We start from the raw sequence: 19,958 nt of genomic DNA on the forward strand, positions 1-19,958 counted from the left end.
CGGGGGTGTCCGGGGGCCGGGGGTGTTTTTTGGGGGGGGGGGGTGGTCCGCCCGGGGGGGGGGGGGGGGCGGCCCCCCCCCCCCACGACCGTCAACGGACCCCTCACGCGACGGACATGATGAGCGCGGCCCCGGCCCTCACCCGCCGTCGCCGTCCGCCGTGACCTCGCGATCCGCGTGGCGTGCGGCCGAAAGACCCCCCGAAGCACCGGCACGCCGAACCACCCCCGCGCCGGAGCTTCCCTAGTCGTCGCGGGCGGCGGGGGCGCGGCCCCGCCGCCCGGAGCCGCGTTACCCGCCCAGTGGTCGCCCTTCCGCGGGCACAGACCGGTTCGAACTGCTGGCAGAGGGTGATCCCCCGTTCACGTCGAAGAAGTGGGAACGATTCAACGGGGTGACCAGCTGTTCATTCTCCAGTTGATCGCGGAGGGCCGGCGGGGAGCGGGGAGAACCCCGGAACCCTTATGCTGTAGGGGATCCGTACCGACTTGGGGCGGTTCGGCCGAAGCTCGACGATTGATTGCCAGATGACGGGGTTTTTTGGAGCGGTTTGGTCGCCGCAGGTCCGGTTCGCGGAATAGGGTGATCCCGGGCGGCAAATCTCGTTATAGCGGCAATCGCTGAAATTGGGCCCTTCCGGGTATTGTGCGCCCCGTGACTGATACGTCATCTTGTGACACGGGGATGGACTCGCGTTACGACTGAAGGGTGCGTTGTGTTCAAGAAGATCTGCGCCGCGGCCGCGATAACGGCCGTGGCTGTCCTCGGTACTGCCGGAGCGGCGTCGGCCGACACGGTCGGCACCGAACTCAAGGGCGGCTGGAGCTGGTACATGGCCGACACGGTCACCGGCATCTCCGAAAGCCTCGCGGACCTGCTGGTGGACGACGGCGAAGGCGGCGACGAGGTCAAGACCCTCAGCGGCCCCGGCTGGAGCTGGTGGTAGAAGCCCGGCACGCCCTCGCGGCCCGGTGCCCGGTCCGCGCGGACCGGGCACCGATCCCTCCTTGTTGGCCCTGACGTTAGCGGGGTCAGAACGCGGACGCGGCCCCGCTAACGCCAAGACCAACAAGGACCCCCCGAGGGGGACGCCGTGCGCGTTCCCCCGGACCCGGCGCGCCGCGCAGGATTGGCGGACGCGACTTCGGGTCATGTTCATAGGCGACGACGCGGCGCGAGCGGCACGCGGACGACAGGAGGCGGGACCCGTGCGGTCCCGCCTCCGCTCCGGTTCCGCCCGGCGCGGCCGGTGAACGGGAGGACCGACGTGACCGACAGGCCCGACCACAGGCCCGAGGAGCAGCAGGACGAAGGCGGGTACTACTTCGCCGAGGAGCCCCAGGGCCGCCTGGCGGACCCGGACGGCGAGGAGGCCTCGGAGACCCCGCGGGAACCGGACGAGCTCCAGGAGCCCGATCCGGAACTACGGGAGAACTTCAGGCGGACCACCCCCGCGCGACTGAAGACCATCCGCCCCGAACGGCCCAAGGGGAACTGGGGCCTGGTGGTCTGGACCGCGCTGTACGTGATGATCTCGGCCAGCGCCGCGGCCTCCCTTCCGGTCGGCGCGCGCATGGCCGGGCACGTGCTGTTCTGGCTCGCCCTCGGAGCCGGGACACTGGTGACGATCCAACGGGAGCGCGCCAACGACTGGGAGCCCGCGCCCCGCTGGCCGTGGGCCGTCGCGCTCATCACCGGGACCCTCGCCGTCGAACTGCTCGTGGCGACGGTGAGCCCTCTCCTGATCGTCGCGGGCTCGGCGGCCGTCATGTCCGTCGGCCTGGTGATCCTGCTCATGCTCGGCTGACCAACGGGAGGAGCGGACGCGGGGCTAGGTGGCCTCGGGGTCGAAGGGGGGGCGGCGGCCGTTGAGGCGGGCGGAGACGCTCAGCGGGGTCCGCTCGTCCTCGTCGTCGGACTCGTCCCAGAAGTGCTTCTGCACGAACCGCTTGGGGTTGAGGTCCTGGACGTCGAAGTCCTTGTACTCGGGGCCCAGGCCGTCGCGGATGTCGTTCTTGGCGCTGTCGGCGAGCCGGCGCAGCTGCCGCAGCGCCCGCCCCGCCTGCGCGGCGGCCTTGGGAAGCTGGTCCGGGCCGAAGACCAGGAGCGCGAGGAGCCCCAGAACGAGGAACTCACCCGCCCCGATGTTGAACATGCGTTCTCCTCCAGCGACCCGACGATCCAGTCACTCAGCAGGTTAACCGGTTCCGCCCGGCGCCCCCGCCGGTCCCCCGCGCCACCGCTCGGGGGCGGACCCCGCCGCGACCGCGCCGGTGTCCCCGCGCCCCAGCACCAGCCTGGCCACCAGCAGCACGCAGGCGCCCAGCAGCCAGCCGCCGAGCGTCTCGCTGGCCCAGTGGTAGTCCAGCAGGGTCATCATCGCGCCCACGGCGGCCACGGGCAAGAGGGCGGCCCACAGCGCCGCCCGCAGCCGGCGCGGGTCCGGGCGAAGCCCGTTGGCGCCGAACAGCAGCCACGCCACCAGCGGATAGGTGAGAGCGGCGTTCGCCGAGTGCCCCGACGGGAAGGAGACGTATCCCTCGAACGCTGCGGCGCCCGGGACGACGGCGGCGGCCGTCCAGTCCAGGACGTTGGCCAGGCCCGGTGTGACGACGTCCACCCCGACCACCGGAGGGGTGCGCCCGGTGGCCACCTTCAGCAGCGTGCCCACGACCGCGAGCGAGCCCAGCCCCGCCAGCACCGCCAGAAGCGGCCGCGCGTCGCGCCTGAGCAGCGTCACCCAGAGGCCCAGGGCCACCAGGGGCGGAACCGTCACCAGGCGCTGGCCCATTCTGGCCACGGCCACCGCCGCCCACAGCAGGGGGCCGTCGGGTTGGCGCGGGTCGACGAACGCGTGGACCGGCCAGTCGGGCGCGGTCAGCGGCCCCTTGACCAGTACCTGCCAGGTCACGGCGGCCAGCGCCGCGCACACCGCGGCCAGCCAGGTCGCGAACGGCCGGAGCCGGGCGGCGGACGAGTCGCGGGAGGCGGTCCGGTACTGCGTCACTGTCCGCCCTTTCCACGGATCGGCTCGACGCCCCTCAGCTTAGGGATCCGATGGCGGGAGGGGAGCCCGGGGCACGCCCGGAGAGGCCGCGCCGGCGCACGTTAGGGTGTCCGGGGGACGCGGGCGGGTTGCGGGAGGAGTCGGGTGGCGAGCCAGAGCCTACGTGGACGTGTGGCCGGGTTCGTCGAGTCGCGGTGGTTCCAGAACACCGTCATCGCCGTGATCGTGCTCAACGGGATCACGCTGGGCCTGGAGACCTACGAGGGCCGGTTCTCGTTCCTGCACGAGCGCTTCCTGCTCATCGAGAGCCTCTTCGTGGGCTTCTTCGCCATGGAGCTGGCGCTCAAGATGTTCGCGCGCGGCTGGTCCTTCTTCAGGGACGGCTGGAACTGGTTCGACCTGTTCGTGGTGGGGGTCGCCCTGATCCCGCTGACCGGGAGCTTCTCGGTGCTGCGGCTGATGCGGGTCCTGCGCCTGCTCCGGCTGATCAGCGTCATTCCCAACATGCGGGAGATCGTCAACGCGCTGTTCCGCTCCGTGCCGGGCCTGGGCACCGTCATAGGGCTGCTGTTCGTGGTCATGTACACCGCCGCGGTCATGGGGGAGAAGTTGTTCGGGCGGATCTCCCCCGACTACTTCGGGAACCTCGGCACCACGCTGTACACCCTGTTCATGCTCCTGACCACGGAGAACTGGCCGGACATCTCCGACTCGGTGATCGAGGACGCCCCCTACGCCTGGATCTTCTTCGTCGTCTTCATCGTGATCAGCGCCTTCATCGTGCTCAACCTCATCATCGGCGTGATCGTGACCTCGATGGAGGAGGAGGTCAACGCCGAGCGCTGGGAAGAGGACCAGGAGGTGGAGCTGGAGCAGCACCAGGCGGTCATGCTGCGGCTGGAGCAGCTCAGCAGCCAGGTCGCCGCCCTGTCCGAGCAGGTCGGGGTGCTCGGCGGCAGTCCCGGCGAGAAGACGCGCGACGCGGCGGGGCCGGACACGAAAAAGCCCTCCGCTCGGAAGGAGCGAAGGGCCGAGAAACGAAACAGGCGACGTTAGTCCCGGTGCGTCAGAGCGCCCGGACCTCGGAGGCCTGGGGGCCCTTGGGCCCCTGCGTGATCTCGAACTCGACCGCCTGGTTCTCTTCCAGGTTCCGGAAGCCGGCACCCGCGATCGCCGAGTAGTGAACGAACACGTCGGGGCCGCCGCCGTCAACGGCGATGAACCCGAAACCCTTCTCAGAGTTGAACCACTTCACGGTGCCCTGAGCCATCTGCTCTCCCTTTGGGGACTACAACGAGACCGCACCCTGCTGGTCTCGGGTTGCTGAGCGCCCGTCCCCGGGAGTCGAACTACCGAAACGACCAGCGCCCACGTGAAGTTCCGCGAGGCGCCTTGGGCATCCATGGAAACTACAACCGCAACCAGTGCCTGAGACTACCAGCAGGCTCCCCGGATTGTAGAGAGTTTCCGGGCAGGAAAATCCGGCATGGAAGTCCTGATATGTCGGGTGGTGTTCACGGTATTCGCCCAGGCCGAATGGGGTGGTAAAGGGCGGGTAAGCGTATGGTCACCCGGGACCGCCGTTGCCGTAGATCCAGGTCGAGAACCACATTCGATCCGCCCATTCCTCGTACGGAATGACCTCCGCGCTCAGCACCGGATACAGGTAAGCGAAGTTGGCGATGACCAGCAGCAGAACGACTCCGTAGACCACCCCGCCGATGATTCGGGACCGCAGTGAGAAATCCCGGTGGTCCACGTCGGGGCCCATCAGCAAACCCAGCGTCAGCACGAGCGCCAGCACCAGGAACGGCAGCATCGGCAGCGCGTAGAAGGCGAACATGGTGCGGTCGGGGTAGGCGAACCACGGAAGCCATCCGGCGGCCACGCCCAGCAGCACCGCGCCCGCGCGCCAGTCCCGGTAGGTCACCCACCAGCCCAGCAGCACCAGGCAGGCCGGGATGGACAACCACCACACGGCCGGGGTGCCGAGGCTCAGGATCGCGCTGGAGCAGGACGAGGCCCCGCACTCCGTCGTGTCCCCGTCGTAGTAGAAGGCCACCGGCGTGCGCATGACGATCCACTCCCACGGCCGCGAGGCGTAGTCGTGGTCGGCGGACAGCCCGCTGTGGAAGTTCCATATCTGCCAGTGGTACTCCCACAGGCTCCGCAGCGCGTCCACGACAGGGCGCAACGGCGAGGGAAGCGCCGCGGTGAGGGCGGTGGGGTTCTCCAGGCTCCAGTCCCGGCCCCACCCGTTGGGGCCGAGCAGCCAGCCGCTCCACGTCGCCAGGTAGAACACGGCTCCAACGCCGACGGTCTGGAAGAACGCGGGGACCGCGTCGACGACCAGCCAGCGCGGGCCCGCCCGACGCTGCCCGACGCTGCGCCGGGCCCCGTAGTCCCAGGCCACGGTGAGCAGCCCGAACGCGGCGACGAAGAACAGCGCCGACCACTTGGTGCCGCACGCCAGCCCCAGGCACACGCCCGCGGCGATCCGCCACCAGCGCACCCCCAGCCAGCGGACCGCGATCCGGTCGGCCGAGCGCGCGGTGTCCAGGCGGTCGGCGGCGGCCGCGGCCAGCCGCGCCGTCACCCGGGCCCAGGGCTTGGGGGAGGGCTCGTAGGGACCGTCCCCGCCGTAGGCGGGGTCCGCGCCGCGGGCCAGCCGCGCCGACACGCCGGAGAGCGTCTCCCACCAGGCCACGGCCACCCCGTTCACCGTGCCGAGCCCGGCCTCGGTGGCCGCGGCCAGCCGCGCCCTGGTCCGGTCGCGGTCGATCACCAGGCAGCCGAACCCGGCCAGGATCAGGAAGGTCAGGAAGATGTCCACCATGGCGATGCGGCTCATGGTGAAGTGCAGGCCGTCCAGCGCCATGATCAGCCCGGCGGAGGCGCCCAGCAGTACGGATCGGGTCATCCGCAGCGCGATGCGGACCAGCAGCAGCACCGACAGCGTGCCGAACAGAGCCGCCGCCAGCCGCCAGCCCGTCGGCGTCATGACCTCGCCGAACGGCAGCAGCCCCCACGCGCTGTCGCCCGCGGCGATCAGCCACTTGCCCAGCGGCGGGTGCACGACGAAGTCGCCGCCTCCGGTGAAGATCTCGTGCAGGCCCTGGGCCAGCAGCGCGTCGGCGTTCTCCAGCGTCTCGTGCTCGGCGCCGTACTCGCGCAGCCCGAAGGCGTCCTTGGCGTAGTAGGTCTCGTCGAAGTAGACCTGGGCCGGGTCGCCGAGCCGGATGAAGCGCAGCGCGCCGGCGAACGCCGCCACGACCAGCGCGGCCACCCATCCCACCCACGCGGGGGCGGGCATCGCCGGAACCAGCCGGGAACGCAGCGACGGTCTGTTCGAGGGAGCGGGGGGAACCTCGTCGGGGAGGACTGTGGTGGTCATGCGCTTGGTGGCGACTACGTCCCTGGAGCGCGTCGGTGCGCCAGGGAGACGCCGACTCCTTTCCGTTGGCCCGGCCCGGGGCGCCGCCCGCGGACCGCCGGGTTCCGCACTCCGCCCGGGGCCGGGCGGACGGAACCGGAGAACGCCTGATGGACTGGGTTGAGAACCCGCACGGACGGCCGTCGGGCTCGCGGCCGCGCCGGATCGCGCAGTGTCTGGGCGCCGCGCCGGAAAGTCACGGAGAGGGGAAAGCCGGGTTCCCGGTCCGCTCGTCGGGGCGGCAGCGCCACCGCGGCCATACTAGAGCGAAAAAGGGTGGGAGGCGGGGACCGGGAGTGACCGAATCATCGGAATCCCGACCGGATCCGCGCGGAGAAAGCATCTGAACCACCGTCCCCACAGGGACGGAACGTACGGAGGAGACCAGGTGGCCGACCAGGAGAACGGGACGGGGCCGGGGACGCTGGTCCTGGCGGGCCTGCCGATCGGGCACCGCGACGACACCCCGCCCCGGCTGCGGGCGGCGCTGGAGGGAACCGGCATCATCGCGGCCGAGGACACCCGGCGGCTGCGCCAGTTCGCGGCCAGGCTGGGCATCCGGCTCGGCGGGGAGGCCGGGGCCCGGATCGTGTCCTACTACGACGCCAACGAGCGCCGCCGCGCCGAGGAGCTGCTGGCCGACCTGCTGGCCGGGCACGACGTGCTCGTGGTCACCGACGCGGGCATGCCCGGAGTCTCGGACCCCGGATACCGCCTGGTCACCGCGTGCGTGGCGGCCGACGTGCCGATCACCGCGATCCCCGGGCCGTCGGCGGTCACCACCGCCCTGGTGCTGTCGGGCCTGCCCACCGACCGCTTCTGCTTCGAGGGCTTCCCGCCCCGGAAGGGCCTGGCGGCGCACTTCGCCGGACTCGCGGACGAGCGCCGCACCATGGTCTTCTTCGAGTCCCCGCACCGGGTGGCCGCCACGCTCGCCGCGATGGCCGAGGCGTTCGGCCCGGACCGCCGGGGCGCGGTGTGCCGCGAGCTCACCAAGACGTACGAGGAGATCCGCCGCGGCGGCCTGGCCGAACTCGCCGAGTGGGCGGGCGGCCAGGTGCGCGGGGAGATCACGCTGGTGGTGGAGGGCGCCGGGGAGCCGGTGGTCAGCCGCGACCCCGAGGACCTGGCCGAGGCCGTCGCCGCGCGCGAGGAGTCGGGGGTACCGCGCAGGCAGGCCATCCAGGAGGTGGCCAGGGAGCGCGGCCTGCCCAAGCGCGAGGTCTACGACGCGGTGCACAAGTAGGGAGCGCCCGGCCGACTCGGCGAGCGCCTCCAGTCCCTATCCCAGGCGTTCGACCGTGAAGGCCAGCAGGAACCCCACGGTGGCGATGAGCCCCGTGAGGACGTGGGCGCGCTCGAACGCCTCGGGGATCATCGTGTCGGCGATCATGGCCAGGATCGCGCCCGCGGCGACGGCGGTGATGAGCGCGACCAGGGCCGGTGGAGCGTCCTGGAGGGCGAGGCAGCCCACCAGGGCGGCCAGGCCGCAGGCGAGCGCGATGCCGCCCCAGACCCCGAAGACGTACCGCGCGCCGCGGCCGGCCCGCTTCATCCCCGCGGCGCTGGACAGGCCCTCGGGGACGTTGGAGATGAAGACCGCCATGAGGACCGGGACCCCGACGCCGCCGTCGAGCAGGGAGAGGCCGAGCACCACCGACTCGGGGACGCCGTCGAGCAGGGCCCCGACGGCGATGGCGGCGCCGCTGCCCCGGGAGTCCTCCTCGGACGGCTGCTGTCCCCCGGAGCGCTTGCGGTGCCGGGCGCCGCGGCCGGCCAGCGCGGCGTTGACCGCCACGTAGGCGACCGCCCCGCCGAGGAAGCCGACCGCGGTCGGGGCCAGCCCCCCGGTGCGCTCCGCCTCGTCGACCAGGTCGAAGGCCAGCGCGGAGAGGAGCACCCCCGAGCCGAAGGCCATGACCGCCGCGACGAGCCACCGGGGCACCCGCGCCAGCCAGGCGACCGCCGCGCCGAGCACGAGCGCGCCGCCGCCGACAAGACCCCACAGGCCCGCTTCCAGCCACACCGGCAGCATCGCCACCTCCGTCGGCGGTTGTACTGCCCCGCGTGGGCCCGCGCACACCCGCGCGTGCCGCGGAGCCGTCGGGGGCGGGAAACGCGGAGGGGGCGGGGACACCGTGTCCCCGCCCCCTCCGCTCCGCCCGGGCGGAGCGCCCGGAGAGATCCTCCGGACGCCTCTAGACGATCGCGCCGTCGGTCTCCTCGCGGACGGTGCGCAGCTCCTTGCGCTGCTTGGTCTTGCGCTCCTTGACCACGTGCGGAGCCGCGGTCCTGTCGTACTTGTGCAGCCAGATCGACAGCGGCGTCCCCACGAAGACCGTGGAGAACATCCCCGAGACCAGACCCACCAGCATCGCGATCGAGAAGTCCGTCAGCGAGGACCCGCCGAAGATCGCGAGCGTGGCCAGGATGAAGATCCCGCCGATACCGGAGTTCACCGTTCGCGGCAGCGTGTGCAGGACCGCCGTGTTGGCGATCCTGGAGAACGGCGACTTGGTGTCGTGCGCCCACTCGTCGCGGACGCGGTCGAAGACCACCACCGAGTCGTTCACCGAGAAGCCGATGACGCTCAGGATCGCGGCGAGGAACACGCCGTCGATCGGCTTGCCCAGCCAGGCGAACAGGCCGACCACCACCACGATGTCGAAGGCCAGCGCGACCATCGTGGACAGGCCGAACGACCAGCGGAACCGCCAGGCGAGGTACCCCATCTGCAGCACGAGCGCCCCGATCAGCGCGATCAGCGCCTTGTTGCGGAGCTCGTCGCCCATGCTCGGGCCGATCTTCTCGTCGCTGGACCGAACGACGTCGCCGCCCTCGTCGGCGAGCGACCGCTCGATCTCGGTGGCCTCGGCGTCGGAGATCTGGCCGGTGCGCACCGAGATGCCGCTGTCCCCGGACTCCTGGACGACCGCTTCGGGGAAGCCCGCGTCCGCGACGATCTCGCGCGCCTGGTCGGCGCTGACCGGTTCGCTGACGGTGAAGTCCATGACCCGGCCGCCGGTGAACTCCACACCGTAGTTCGGCGGGCGCACGAACACGCCGATGATCGCGACGATCGCGATGGCCGCGCTGACGCCCAGCCACAGGGTGCTGCGCTTCATCAGGTCGGGGTTGGTCTTGACCAGCCACGCGCGGACCGCGCTGACCCTGGCGATACCGCTGCTGCCCGGGTACTTGCGCACGATCAGCGGGACGACGGCGACGGACGCCGCCAGGACCGCCAGGGCCCCCGCCACGAGAAGCAGCGGGTTGTCCGGGTCGAGACCGTCGGACAGCACCGCCACCAGCGCCACGACCAGGGCGGCCGCGGCGATGAGCCACAGGCGCCGGGCCGGGGTGCTGCGGACGATCGCCCACTCCATCAGAACGCGCGCGATGAGCAGCGCCGAGATCATCGACGCCAGCGTGCCCAGGCCCAGCGTCACACCGAAGCCCTGGACGGTGCCCGAAGCCAGGAAGAACAGCAGACCGGCCGCGATGAGCGTGGTGATGTTCGTGTCCAGGACGGCGCTCCACGCCTTCTGGGTGCCGGTCGTGAACGACTTGAGCAGGCTCGGCGGGATCGCGCGGCGGCGCCGTCGGGTCAGGACGCCGACCGCGGCCTCGTCCTGCTCCTTCTCGCTGGCGTCCGCCATGCCGGCCGACTTGTTGGCCGCGTAGACCTTCTCCTGGCGCTGGTACTCCTCGCGCGCCCGTTCGAAGATCAGCACGTTCGCGTCGATCGCCATACCGATGGCCAGCACGAAACCGGCCAGACCGGGCAGCGTGAGCGTGGCGTCCAGCGCCACCAGCGCGGCGTAGGCGATCGCGGTGTAGCACAGCAGCGCGATCGAGGCCAGGAAGCCCGCGAAGCGGTAGGCGAAGGTGATGTAGGCGGCGGTCAGCAGGATGCCGATCCCGCCCGCGATGAAGCTGGCCTCGATGGCCTCGGCGCCCAGGGTCGGTCCGACCGTCTGGCGCTGCACCTCCTCGACGGGCAGCGGCAGCGAGCCGCCCTCGATCAGGACGGCCAGGTCGTTGGCGCTCTCCTGGTCGAAGCTGCCGGTGATGGAGGTGCGCCCGCCGGTCATGCCGACGTCGCAGGCGACCTCGGCGACGACCTCGGGGGAGGAGATGACCTCGTTGTCCAGGACGATCGCGACCCGCCGCTGCGGGGTGCTCATCTCGTTGCAGGCGGCCTGGCCGGTCAGCTCCTGCCAGGCGTCGCGGCCGTCACCGCGGAACTCGACGTTGACCAGCCAGCTGGTCTGGAACTCGTCCAGCGCGGCCTCGGCGCCGCCGACCTGGTCGCCCTTGATGGCGGCCGCGCCCAGCTGGAGCTGGTTTCCCTGTTCGTCGGGGAGCGTCAGCGCGACGTCCTCGGGGTTCGCGGCCTCCTGGCTCGGGGGGGCCGTGCCCGCGCCGCCGGTGTCCTGGCCGCCGAGCAGGGCCTGGAGGTCCTCCTCGGAGAGGCTCTCACCGCCCCCTTCGGCGCCCTCCTCGGCGGTGGCGTCGGCGGGCGGGTTGGCCTCGTCGGCGGGCGCGTTGGCGAAGTCGCCCATCCCGGTCGTCCCGCCGGCGGCGGACACGCCCAGGACGGGGTGGAAGGTCAGCTGGGCGGTCTGCCCGATGATCTCGGCCGCCTCGGTCGGGTCCTGCACGCCGGGCAGTTCGACGATGATCCGGTTCTCTCCGGAGCGCGACATCGTCGCCTCGCTGACACCGAGGGAGTCGATGCGGTTGCGAAGGACCTCGACGACCTTGTCGGTGTTCTCGGCGTTGGCCTCGGTGCCGTCCTCGCCGTCCTGGGTCTCCAGGACGATCTGGGTGCCGCCGCTGAGGTCGAGCCCCAGGTGCGGTGGCATGAACCAGCCGGCGGCGAACGCGCCGACCATGATGAGCAGGGATACGATGGCGCGCGTCCAGCGCGCCCCGGACCCCGGTGAAGTGGACAAGACGGAAGACCTCTCACGACGTGAAGAAAAGGGGGCGGCGGGTGGGTGCCCGCCGTCAGGGGGATCAGGTGAGCGTCGTGAGCGGAGGCGCACGGCCCGGTGGCAGGCCGGAGTCGGGCGCGGCGTCGGGCGGCGGCCCCGATTCCGGCGGCGGAACCCGTCCCCACGCGTGGCCCGGCCCGGGAGCCGAGACCGGTGGAGGGGTGTACCCGTCGGGCAGGTCGCGCGGGACCGCGCGCTGCTGCTCCCCGCTCCACTTGGCCAGGGCCAGGGCGATCGAGAAGGAGTCGCTCACGGGGCCCGCGACCGCGTGCGGCCAGAGCCCCGCGGAGGAGGTCCGGCCGGAGCGCGCGGGCGCGTCCTCGCGGTCCTGCGCGGCGACCGAGGGAGCGCACAGGAGCACCAGCATCGCGGCCAGGAGCGCGGCCAGGGCACGGGAGACCGTGGTGACCACCTTCCTCACGGGTTCGCGACGGGCTGCAACGGGTTACGGCCACACACCCTATCCGCGCGAGGAGCGGAATAGGAGTGCGGGAAGAGAGGCGGAACCACCCCCGGGGCCGCTGGGAACCCCCAACAGCACCAACCCCCGCCGACCGCCGGACCATGCCCGGCCGAGGGCAAAGGATCGGCCGGGCGCGGGCCCGGTTCCGGCGAGCGCCCGGGGAGCGCCCGGGGAGCGGCAACGGGGGTAGCATTGGGGGCATGCAGCGGGTGCGCACGGCCATGATGCCGAGCCGGATGACGATGTTCTCCGGCCTCCCGCGCGTGCCCTGATCCAACGCTTGAGGAGGCCCCAGCCGGTGCCTCCTCGGCCCGGGTGTCAGTGGGGCGGAAAGGTTCGCATGAGTCGCTATTTCGTCATGACCGCCATTCCCTACGTGAACGGCAAACCGCACGTGGGCCACGCCCTGGAGCTGGTCGAGACCGACTTCCTGGCCCGTTACCGCAGGCACCGCGGGGACGAGGTGCGCGCGCAGACCGGCACCGACGACAACGCGCTGAAGAACGTGCAGAGCGCCGAGGCCGCGGGCGTGAGCCCGCAGGAGTACGTCGAGCAGGTGGCGCAGGGCTTCCTGAGCCTGGGCAGGGCCCTCAACCTGTCCTTCGACGACTTCATCAAGACCAGTTCGGACCCCCGGCACCGCCCCGGGGTGGAGAAGCTCTGGGCGGCCTGCGCCGAGCGCGGCGACTTCTACACCAAGAGCTACACGGGCCTGTACTGCTACGGCTGCGAGCAGTTCTACACCGAGGACGAGCTCGTCGAGGGGCTGTGTCCCGAGCACCGCGTGCGGCCCGACCTGGTCGAGGAGAACAACTGGTTCTTCCGGCTGAGCCGCTACCAGGACCAGCTGATCGAGCTGATCTCCAGCGACCGCCTCAGGATCGAGCCCGCCCACCGCAAGCGCGAGGTGCTGTCGTTCATCGAGTCCGGCCTGGAGGACTTCAGCGTCTCGCGCAGCATGGAGCGGGCCCGCGGCTGGGGCATCCCCGTGCCGGGACAGCCGGACCAGGTCGTCTACGTCTGGTACGACGCGCTCGCCAACTACATCACGGCACCCGGCTACGGCAGCGACGAGAAGAACTTCGCGCACTGGTGGACCGACAGCGACGAGCGCGTCCACGTCATCGGCAAGGGAATCATCCGCTTCCACGCGGTGTACTGGCCCGCCATGCTGCTCTCGGCGGGGATCCAGCTGCCCTCCACGGTCTTCGTGCACGAGTACCTGACCGCCGGCGGCAGGAAGATCAGCAAGTCTGAGGGCAACGCCGCCGACCCCGGCGAGCTCGCCGAGAGGTTCGGCACCGACGCCATGCGCTGGTGGATGCTGCGCGACGTCGCGCTCACGGGCGACACCGACTACACCGACGAGCGCCTGGTCGCCCGCAACAACGAGGACCTGGCCAACAACATCGGCAACCTGGTCAACCGCACGGTGTCCATGGTCAACAAGTACCGGGGCGGCGCGGTTCCGGCGCTGCCCGGGGAGACCGCGCTGTCGGCCGACCTGCGCCGGGTCCGCGCCGAGGCGGGCGCCCGGCTGGACGCGGAGGTCGCCGCGTTCGACTTCCGCAAGGCCGCGGAGGTCATCACCCAGCTCGGCAACGAGGGCAACCGCTTCGTCGAGGCCGCCACCCCGTGGACGCTGGCCAAGGCGGAGAAGAAAGAGGGCGCGGTCCCCGAGACGCTGGACGGGGTGCTCGCCGAACTCGTGGAGACCTGCCGGGTGCTCGGCGACCTGCTGGTGCCGTTCCTCCCCGAGTCGGCGGCCAGGATCCTCGAGCAGACCGGCCACGGAGGCGACCGGGTCACCGCCCCGGCCCCGATCTTCCGCCGACTGGAACTGGCGACGGCGGAGGACTGAGCCTCCGCCCGCTGTTCCCGCCTGGACCGGGGGCGGCCCCCGTACTACGGGGGCCGCCCCCGGTTTTCTCGGCGATCTTGACCTTTTCGGGGTCTCGGAAGCTGTTGAGACCCCGAAAAGGTCAAGATCGCCGAGGGAGGCGAGGGCCCCGCCCCCATCCCTGGGCGGGGCCCTCGCCGTGTGCTCAGTTCTCGGGGTCGATGCGCTTGTCGAGCCGCCGCAGGAACTCGGGGTCGTCATCCGGGCCGAGAGGACGCTGACGTCCGGACGGGTGCTGGAAATCCGAGGGGTCCAGGTGGTCGGCGGAGGCAGCCGCCACGGGAGCGGAGGTAGCCGCTGTGGCGGGGGCACGGGGACGACCGAGGAAGAGCCAGAGCAACGGACCGACCACCACGAAGACGATGATGATGATCATCCAGAGCACCTTGGGAAGGTTGCGGACTTCCTCAGAGGGGCAGGTGAGCGCGTCGAAGAACGCGTACACCCAGAGCACAATCGTGAGCAGCGTAATCAGGCCAGCGAGCCACACCATGCTTCCAGCCTATCCGGGGAGACGTCCCGTACGTGCGGGGGGCGAGAACCCGGTCGAGCGCGCTCGGCGTGACCGGTGGTCCGTGTCGGACGCGGTGGGAAGCCGTGGACCCCGCTCAGTGCGAGGGCTCGGTGACCTCCCCGTGCAGCAGTGCCCGGACCTCGGACTCCCGGAACCGGCGGTGCCCGCCGGGCGTTCGTATGCTGCTGATCCGTCCAGAGGCAGCCCAGCGGGTCACCGTCTTGGGGTCGACCCGGAAGAGAGAGGCAACCTCTCCGGGGGTCAGCAAGCGTTCGCTTCCTCTTTCCACCTTCACTATCCCCCTTCGCTCCCGCCCCGGAATTCACGGCGGGTGTTTGATCCCCTAGTGTGCACGAGTTAGTCCGTTTCCTCCCTAGTTTTCGGAAAATAGGGAGGAACGGATGTCGACTCGGCCAGATGTGACCGGAACGTGACCCTGGTTTCGATCGGTCGTCTCGCGGTGACTCCGAGGTGACCGGAACCAGGTTCGTGTCCGGACATCGGACCGGCGTCGCGCGGGTGGGGCGGTCACCGCCCCGGAAAGCCGGCCCGTACCCTGTGAGGAGGGGCGATGCGTGCGCCCGGGCGTTCCAGGGGATGCCTCGGAGCACGCCGGCGGTGACCTGAATCGCGGTCTCGCGCGTCGCTGCCTCCTAATCTATTCGTCGACTCGCCCGTTGTGAGGCAGTTTCATGCGCAACGTCATCGCCTATACCGCGGCCCGTCTCCTGCTCTTCGCGGCCACCTATGGGGTGGTCTACCTGCTCGGCGCCCGAGAACTGCTCGCGATCATCATCGCTTTCCTGGTCAGCGGCCTGGTGAGTTTCGTTCTGCTTTCCAAGCGGCGCGACGCGATGTCCGCCGCGATCACCGAGGCGATGGACCGGAAGCGCGGTGTCGGGGGCCGGTTCGAGGAGGGCGCGGCAAAGGAGGACCAGGTGGAAGCGGACGCCCCCGGCGACGCGGAGCCTCCGGCGGAGGAGCCCCGCGCCGACGCCGCCGAGCGATGACGGGACCGTCCGGGCCCCCGGTCGGCCCACCCCGGCGGGAGTGTCCGGAGCCGCGCGTGGTAGCCGCGGCCAGGAGCGCCCCTCCGGCCGCGCGTACGGCCGGGGTTCCGGGGCGGCCCCCGAGCGTTCTGTCGCCCCCGTTCTTTCGGTCACCGTGTGCTCGCGCGCGTTCACACGCGGAGACGTCCCCTGGGCGGGGGTTCGGGCGGAGAACGCCGTCCGTGCGGTGGGGAAACCGGTTCTGACCGGTGTCCGGCCGCTTTAGGCTGGACGGCATGACCCGTGCCGAGCTGGACAAGAACCCCCGGGACGTCGCCGCGATGTTCGACGCCATCGCGGGACGATACGACCTTCTCAACGACGTGCTCTCCGCGGGCCAGGACCGCCGCTGGCGCCGCGCCGTCGTGGGCGCCGTCGACGCCTACAGCGGCGAGCTCGTGCTCGACCTGGCCGCCGGGACCGGGACCTCCTCGGAGTCCTTCACCGCCAAGGGCGCGCGGGTCGTCGCCTGCGATTTCTCGCTCGGCATGCTCCAGGTCGGGGCCGAGCGCCGGGGCGGCGCCTCCAGCCGCGGGGTCACCGTGGTGGCGGGGGACGCGCTGCGCCTGCCGTTCGCCGACGAGACCTTCGACGCGGTCACCATCTCCTTCGGCCTGCGCAACGTCAACGACGTGGACCAGGCGCTGGCGGAGCTGCGGCGGGTCACCCGGGTCGGCGGGCGGCTGGTCATCTGCGAGTTCAGCCACCTCCCGGTCCCGGTCCTGGACCGGCTCCTCGGCAGGGGGATGGAGGTCGGGCTGCCGCTCGTGGCGCGCGGCTTCGGCAACGACCCCGGCGCCTACGCCTACCTGTCGGAGTCCATCGCGGCCTGGCCGGACCAGCCCGCCCTGGCCGGGCGGCTCCAGGCGGCGGGCTGGTCGAGGGTGGCCTGGCGCAACCTCACCCTCGGCGTGGTGGCCCTGCACCGGGGGTACCGCGAGGGCTGACCGGACACCCGAAAAGACTGTCACTCCGAGCGCACGGTGGTCACCCACCGTGCGCTTTCGCGTGTCCGCCACCGGGATTCCAGAAGATTTTTCGGGGCTGCGGGAGGCTGGGACAGGGCGTCGGAGCCGCCGTCCACTTGGGGTATTGGATGTCGAATGTCTGTTTTATGGGACTTTTTGCGCGCCCGACAAGCCTTCGGGCCTTTTTGGGATGAAACGGGCAAACCTCCTTATATATCCCTTCATCTGTTCTTTAAAACCCCTTGATAGCAGGCAAATCCCCCGAATGGGGCGAGGGCGGGGCGGGGGTCGCTCCCCGGGGGCGAAAGGTCTAGACTGCGAGCCAAAACCTTGTGAAGCACTTCACAAGAGGGCGAGTTATATCCCGCACCGAACGCAGCCACAGGCGTGACCTCCCTCACGCCGCCAGCGCAACGCCGCGCCGAGCAGTCAGGACCATTCGTGAGCCAGACAGCACCGACCCCATCGACGTCCGTAGCCGTTGGGACCCCCGCGAACGAGGCCGATGTCATCATCGTCGGCGCGGGACCCGCCGGCTGCACGGCCGCCTACTACCTCGCGCAGGCCGGAGTCGACGTCCTCCTCCTGGAGAAGACCGCCTTCCCGCGCGAGAAGGTCTGCGGAGACGGGCTCACCCCGCGCGCCGTCAGGCAGCTCGTGTCCATGGGCGTCTCCCTCGAGGACAAGGCCTGGATCCGGAACCGCGGGCTGCGGATCATCGGCGGGGGTGTCCGCCTGGAGCTGCCCTGGCCCGATCTGGCCGAGTACCCGGGGTTCGGCCTGGTCCGCACCCGCCACGACTTCGACGAGATCCTGGTCAGGCAGGCGGTCGCGGCCGGGGCCCGGCTGCTGGAGCGCACCAACGTCACCGAGCCCGTCATCGACGAGCGCAGCAACCGCATCGTCGGGGTCCGCGCCAGGAACGCCGACGGCGAGACCACGCACTTCCGCGCGCCCCTGGTGCTGGCGGCCGACGGCAACTCCTCCCGCCTCTCGGTGGCGATGGGCGTGCGCAAGCGCGACGACCGCCCGATGGGCGTGGCGGTGCGCACCTACTTCACCAGCCCCCGGCACGACGACGACTACCTGGAGTCCTGGCTGGAGCTGTGGGACTCCAGCGGCGGCAAGGACGTCCTGCTCCCCGGCTACGGCTGGGTCTTCGGCGTCGGCGACGGCACCAGCAACGTGGGCCTGGGCATCCTCAACTCCACCGCGTCCTTCCAGAAGGTGGACTACCGGGAGCTGCTCAAGCGCTGGACCCGGAGCATGCCCGAGGAGTGGGGCTACACCGAGGAGAACCAGCAGGGGCCGATCCGCGGCGCCGCGCTGCCGATGGGCTTCAACCGGACCCCGCACTACGCGCGCGGCCTGATGCTGGTCGGCGACGCCGGCGGAATGGTCAACCCCTTCAACGGCGAGGGCATCGCCTACGCGATGGAGGCCGGGCAGATCGCCGCGGACGTGGTCGTCCAGGCACTCAGCCGCCCCACCCGGCAGACCCGCGAGCGCACCCTGCTGCGCTACCCGGAGATCCTGCGGGACACCTACGGCGGCTACTACACGCTCGGCCGCTACTTCGTGAAGATGATCGGCAACGCCGAGTTCATGAAGTACGCGACCAAGTACGGCCTTCCGCAGCCGCTCCTGATGCGCTTCACCCTCAAGCTGCTGGCCAACCTCACCGAACCCAGCCACGGCGACGCGATGGACCGGGTCATCAACGGCCTGTCCAAGATCGCGCCCGCCGCCTGACCGGGCACGGTGACGAGACGCAACCCCGCGAGGACGGTATGGCATGAACTTCTTCCGCGCAGAACCACAAGGGAACGGCTAGCCGATGGAGCTGTACACACCCATCTTCGTGCTCGGCGGTATCGGCGCCGCCTTCGTGGTGCTCTCCATGGTCGTCGGAGCGCTGGCGGGCCCCAAGCGCTACAACCGCACCAAGCTGCAGGCCTACGAATGCGGCATCGACCCCACCCCCCAGCCGGTGGGCGGCGGCCGGTTCACGATCAAGTACTACCTGACGGCGATGCTCTTCATCGTCTTCGACATCGAGGTCATCTTCCTCGTGCCGTGGGCGGTGCACCTCGACGCGCTCGGGATGTTCGGCCTGGTCGCGATGGTCCTCTTCCTCGCCAACGTCTCGATCGCCTACGCCTACGAGTGGCGTCGCGGCGGTCTCGAATGGGACTGACCCGTGAACGACCCGCGTATGAGCCCCACCAGTCGTCCCATTGAGATCGAAGAACCGGAAAGGGGGTTCGCCTGATGGGAATCGAGGAGAAACTTCCCAGCGGGATCCTGCTGACCACGGTCGAGCAGGTCGTCGGCTTCGTGCGCAAGACGTCCATGTGGCCCGCGACGTTCGGCCTGGCCTGCTGCGCCATCGAGATGATGTCGGCCGGCGGCCCGCGCTACGACATCGCCCGCTTCGGCATGGAGCGCTTCTCGGCCACACCCCGCCAGGCCGACCTGATGATCGTTGCCGGCCGGGTGAGCCAGAAGATGGCGCCCGTCCTGCGCACGATCTACGACCAGATGTCCGAGCCGAAGTGGGTCATCGCCATGGGCGTCTGCGCCTCCAGCGGCGGCATGTTCAACAACTACGCCATCGTCCAGGGCGTCGACCACATCGTTCCTGTGGACATCTACCTCCCGGGCTGCCCGCCGCGCCCCGAGATGCTGCTGGACGCCGTGCTCAAGCTGCACGACAAGGTCCAGAACACCAAGCTCGGAGCGCACCGCGAACGTGAGATCGAGGAACTCGACCGGCGGCGGATGCGCATGCTCCCGCTGGTCGAGCAGACCGGGGGGGCCGCGCAGTGACCTCCGCCAATCATGAAGGCAAGCCTAACCTATCCGAAGGAGAAAATCTCCCCGCGGAGAGGGGGCGGGAACGCCTGGACTCGCCGGTGGCCCGCAAGGGCATGTTCGGCGCCAGGAGCTCCGGCGACACCTCGGGCTACGGGGGGCTCCGGGTCTACCGCCCGGCGCAGTCCCGGACCGAGCGGCCCTACACCGACGAGGACGACCCCCGCACCGCCTCCTTCGACCAGGTGGCCGACGCGCTGGAGCGCTCCCTCAAGGAGGTCGACACGTCGTTCGGCGACGCGGTCGAGCGGGTCGTCGTGGACCGCGGCGAGATCACCTTCCACGTCCGGCGGGAGTACCTGCTCGACGTGGTGACCCGGCTGCGCGACGACCCGGCCCTGCGCTTCGAGCTGTGCCTGGGCGTCAACGGCGTCCACTACCCCAGCGACACCGGGCGCGAGCTTCACGCCGTCTACGAGATGCGCTCGATCACGCACAACCGCGAGATCCGCGTCGAGGTGGCCTGCTCCGACGAGGACCCGCACATCCCCTCGATCGTGGCCGTCTACCCCACGAACGACTGGCACGAACGCGAGGCCTGGGACTTCTTCGGGATCGTCTTCGACGGCCACCCCGCGCTCACCCGGATCCAGATGCCCGACGACTGGCACGGCCACCCGCAGCGCAAGGACTACCCCCTGGGCGGGATCCCGGTCGAGTACCGGGGAGCCAAGATCCCCCCGCCGGACGAGCGGAGGTCGTACGCGTGACCCCCACTGACACCCACGTTGCGAGGAGGGGAGGGCGACC

20 protein-coding genes are annotated in these 19,958 nt (G+C 70.7%); 11 read left to right on the forward strand and 9 right to left on the reverse strand.

The window, feature by feature from the left end:
- Positions 1-715: 715 nt before the first annotated feature.
- Positions 716-946: a hypothetical protein gene (locus EV190_RS21495; RefSeq protein WP_133743422.1), complete on the forward strand. Its 231-nt coding sequence runs from the start codon at positions 716-718 to the stop codon at positions 944-946.
- A 321-nt stretch (positions 947-1,267) separates the two neighbouring features.
- Positions 1,268-1,807 (forward strand): transcriptional regulator, encoded by a 540-nt coding sequence (locus EV190_RS21500; protein WP_133743423.1) that lies wholly within the window; start codon positions 1,268-1,270, stop codon positions 1,805-1,807.
- 24 nt (positions 1,808-1,831) lie between these two features.
- On the opposite strand, the gene EV190_RS21505 is transcribed toward EV190_RS21500, so the two are convergent.
- Positions 1,832-2,155 (reverse strand): sec-independent translocase, encoded by a 324-nt coding sequence (locus tag EV190_RS21505; protein WP_133743424.1) that lies wholly within the window; start codon positions 2,153-2,155, stop codon positions 1,832-1,834.
- A gap of 42 nt (positions 2,156-2,197) precedes the next feature.
- Positions 2,198-3,007: a phosphatase PAP2 family protein gene (locus tag EV190_RS21510; RefSeq protein ID WP_243742716.1), complete on the reverse strand. Its 810-nt coding sequence runs from the start codon at positions 3,005-3,007 to the stop codon at positions 2,198-2,200.
- A 144-nt stretch (positions 3,008-3,151) separates the two neighbouring features.
- On the opposite strand from EV190_RS21510, the gene EV190_RS21515 reads away from it, so the two are divergent.
- Complete coding sequence (locus EV190_RS21515; RefSeq protein WP_133743425.1) at positions 3,152-4,063, forward strand: ion transporter; 912 nt, start codon at positions 3,152-3,154, stop codon at positions 4,061-4,063.
- Positions 4,064-4,073: 10 nt separating this feature from the next.
- Here EV190_RS21515 and EV190_RS21520 read toward each other — a convergent pair whose 3' ends face one another.
- Positions 4,074-4,277 carry a cold-shock protein gene (locus tag EV190_RS21520; protein ID WP_133743426.1) on the reverse strand — a complete coding sequence of 68 codons (204 nt, stop codon included), beginning with the start codon at positions 4,275-4,277 and terminating at the stop codon, positions 4,074-4,076.
- A 297-nt stretch (positions 4,278-4,574) separates the two neighbouring features.
- The gene (locus EV190_RS21525; RefSeq protein ID WP_133743427.1) at positions 4,575-6,401 is read right to left on the reverse strand and encodes a dolichyl-phosphate-mannose--protein mannosyltransferase; all 1,827 of its coding nucleotides are present in this window, start codon (positions 6,399-6,401) and stop codon (positions 4,575-4,577) included.
- A gap of 427 nt (positions 6,402-6,828) precedes the next feature.
- On the opposite strand from EV190_RS21525, the gene rsmI reads away from it, so the two are divergent.
- On the forward strand, positions 6,829-7,686 hold the full coding sequence (rsmI, locus tag EV190_RS21530) for a 16S rRNA (cytidine(1402)-2'-O)-methyltransferase (RefSeq protein ID WP_133743428.1): 858 nt from the start codon (positions 6,829-6,831) through the stop codon (positions 7,684-7,686).
- Positions 7,687-7,722: 36 nt separating this feature from the next.
- Here the strand turns inward: rsmI and EV190_RS21535 are convergent, their stop codons facing one another.
- The 3 genes from EV190_RS21535 to EV190_RS21545 form a co-directional block, all read right to left on the reverse strand.
- Positions 7,723-8,475: a ZIP family metal transporter gene (locus tag EV190_RS21535; RefSeq protein WP_243742717.1), complete on the reverse strand. Its 753-nt coding sequence runs from the start codon at positions 8,473-8,475 to the stop codon at positions 7,723-7,725.
- Between the two features lie 163 nt (positions 8,476-8,638).
- Positions 8,639-11,338 carry a protein translocase subunit SecD gene (gene secD / locus EV190_RS21540; RefSeq protein ID WP_394345547.1) on the reverse strand — a complete coding sequence of 900 codons (2,700 nt, stop codon included), beginning with the start codon at positions 11,336-11,338 and terminating at the stop codon, positions 8,639-8,641.
- A 124-nt stretch (positions 11,339-11,462) separates the two neighbouring features.
- Complete coding sequence (locus EV190_RS21545) at positions 11,463-11,852, reverse strand: hypothetical protein (protein WP_133743430.1); 390 nt, start codon at positions 11,850-11,852, stop codon at positions 11,463-11,465.
- A gap of 391 nt (positions 11,853-12,243) precedes the next feature.
- Between EV190_RS21545 and metG the strand changes: the two genes are divergently transcribed.
- Positions 12,244-13,764 carry a methionine--tRNA ligase gene (metG, locus tag EV190_RS21550; protein ID WP_133743431.1) on the forward strand — a complete coding sequence of 507 codons (1,521 nt, stop codon included), beginning with the start codon at positions 12,244-12,246 and terminating at the stop codon, positions 13,762-13,764.
- 184 nt (positions 13,765-13,948) lie between these two features.
- Here metG and EV190_RS21555 read toward each other — a convergent pair whose 3' ends face one another.
- Both EV190_RS21555 and EV190_RS21560 read right to left on the reverse strand, forming a co-directional pair.
- Positions 13,949-14,296, reverse strand: coding sequence for a PLDc N-terminal domain-containing protein (locus EV190_RS21555; RefSeq protein WP_133743432.1), 348 nt, complete (start codon positions 14,294-14,296; stop codon positions 13,949-13,951).
- Positions 14,297-14,411: 115 nt separating this feature from the next.
- Positions 14,412-14,612, reverse strand: a complete 201-nt coding sequence (locus EV190_RS21560; RefSeq protein WP_133743433.1) for a BldC family transcriptional regulator — start codon at positions 14,610-14,612, stop codon at positions 14,412-14,414.
- Positions 14,613-15,009: 397 nt separating this feature from the next.
- Between EV190_RS21560 and EV190_RS21565 the strand changes: the two genes are divergently transcribed.
- From EV190_RS21565 to EV190_RS21590, 6 genes are all read left to right on the forward strand, one after another.
- On the forward strand, positions 15,010-15,327 hold the full coding sequence (locus EV190_RS21565; RefSeq protein WP_133743434.1) for a DUF4229 domain-containing protein: 318 nt from the start codon (positions 15,010-15,012) through the stop codon (positions 15,325-15,327).
- A 275-nt stretch (positions 15,328-15,602) separates the two neighbouring features.
- Positions 15,603-16,313, forward strand: a complete 711-nt coding sequence (locus EV190_RS21570; protein WP_133743435.1) for a demethylmenaquinone methyltransferase — start codon at positions 15,603-15,605, stop codon at positions 16,311-16,313.
- 462 nt (positions 16,314-16,775) lie between these two features.
- Positions 16,776-18,086: a geranylgeranyl reductase family protein gene (locus EV190_RS21575; RefSeq protein WP_133743436.1), complete on the forward strand. Its 1,311-nt coding sequence runs from the start codon at positions 16,776-16,778 to the stop codon at positions 18,084-18,086.
- Positions 18,087-18,171: 85 nt separating this feature from the next.
- The gene (locus tag EV190_RS21580; protein ID WP_133743437.1) at positions 18,172-18,531 is read left to right on the forward strand and encodes an NADH-quinone oxidoreductase subunit A; all 360 of its coding nucleotides are present in this window, start codon (positions 18,172-18,174) and stop codon (positions 18,529-18,531) included.
- Positions 18,532-18,605: 74 nt separating this feature from the next.
- Entirely contained in the window at positions 18,606-19,163 is a 558-nt protein-coding gene (locus tag EV190_RS21585; protein WP_133743438.1) for a NuoB/complex I 20 kDa subunit family protein, read from the forward strand.
- On the forward strand, positions 19,160-19,918 hold the full coding sequence (locus tag EV190_RS21590) for an NADH-quinone oxidoreductase subunit C (RefSeq protein WP_133743439.1): 759 nt from the start codon (positions 19,160-19,162) through the stop codon (positions 19,916-19,918). The genes EV190_RS21585 and EV190_RS21590 overlap by 4 nt, the downstream gene beginning before the upstream one ends.
- The last annotated feature ends 40 nt before the right edge of the window (positions 19,919-19,958 follow it).

This window comes from Actinorugispora endophytica (assembly GCF_004363075.1).
Taxonomy (GTDB): Bacteria; Actinomycetota; Actinomycetes; order Streptosporangiales; family Streptosporangiaceae; genus Actinorugispora; species Actinorugispora endophytica.

Excerpts from the sequence above, each read along its gene's own strand:
- EV190_RS21505 (WP_133743424.1), bottom strand. The coding sequence starts at position 2,155 with ATGTTCAACATCGGGGCGGGTGAGTTCCTCGTTCTGGGGCTCCTCGCG.
- EV190_RS21520 (WP_133743426.1), bottom strand. The coding sequence starts at position 4,277 with ATGGCTCAGGGCACCGTGAAGTGGTTCAACTCTGAGAAGGGTTTCGGG.
- EV190_RS21525 (WP_133743427.1), bottom strand. The coding sequence starts at position 6,401 with ATGACCACCACAGTCCTCCCCGACGAGGTTCCCCCCGCTCCCTCGAAC.
- EV190_RS21535 (WP_243742717.1), bottom strand. The coding sequence starts at position 8,475 with ATGCTGCCGGTGTGGCTGGAAGCGGGCCTGTGGGGTCTTGTCGGCGGC.
- secD (WP_394345547.1), bottom strand. The coding sequence starts at position 11,338 with ATGGTCGGCGCGTTCGCCGCCGGCTGGTTCATGCCACCGCACCTGGGG.
- metG (WP_133743431.1), top strand. The coding sequence starts at position 12,244 with ATGAGTCGCTATTTCGTCATGACCGCCATTCCCTACGTGAACGGCAAA.
- EV190_RS21555 (WP_133743432.1), bottom strand. The coding sequence starts at position 14,296 with ATGGTGTGGCTCGCTGGCCTGATTACGCTGCTCACGATTGTGCTCTGG.
- EV190_RS21565 (WP_133743434.1), top strand. The coding sequence starts at position 15,010 with ATGCGCAACGTCATCGCCTATACCGCGGCCCGTCTCCTGCTCTTCGCG.
- EV190_RS21570 (WP_133743435.1), top strand. The coding sequence starts at position 15,603 with ATGACCCGTGCCGAGCTGGACAAGAACCCCCGGGACGTCGCCGCGATG.
- EV190_RS21580 (WP_133743437.1), top strand. The coding sequence starts at position 18,172 with ATGGAGCTGTACACACCCATCTTCGTGCTCGGCGGTATCGGCGCCGCC.
- EV190_RS21585 (WP_133743438.1), top strand. The coding sequence starts at position 18,606 with ATGGGAATCGAGGAGAAACTTCCCAGCGGGATCCTGCTGACCACGGTC.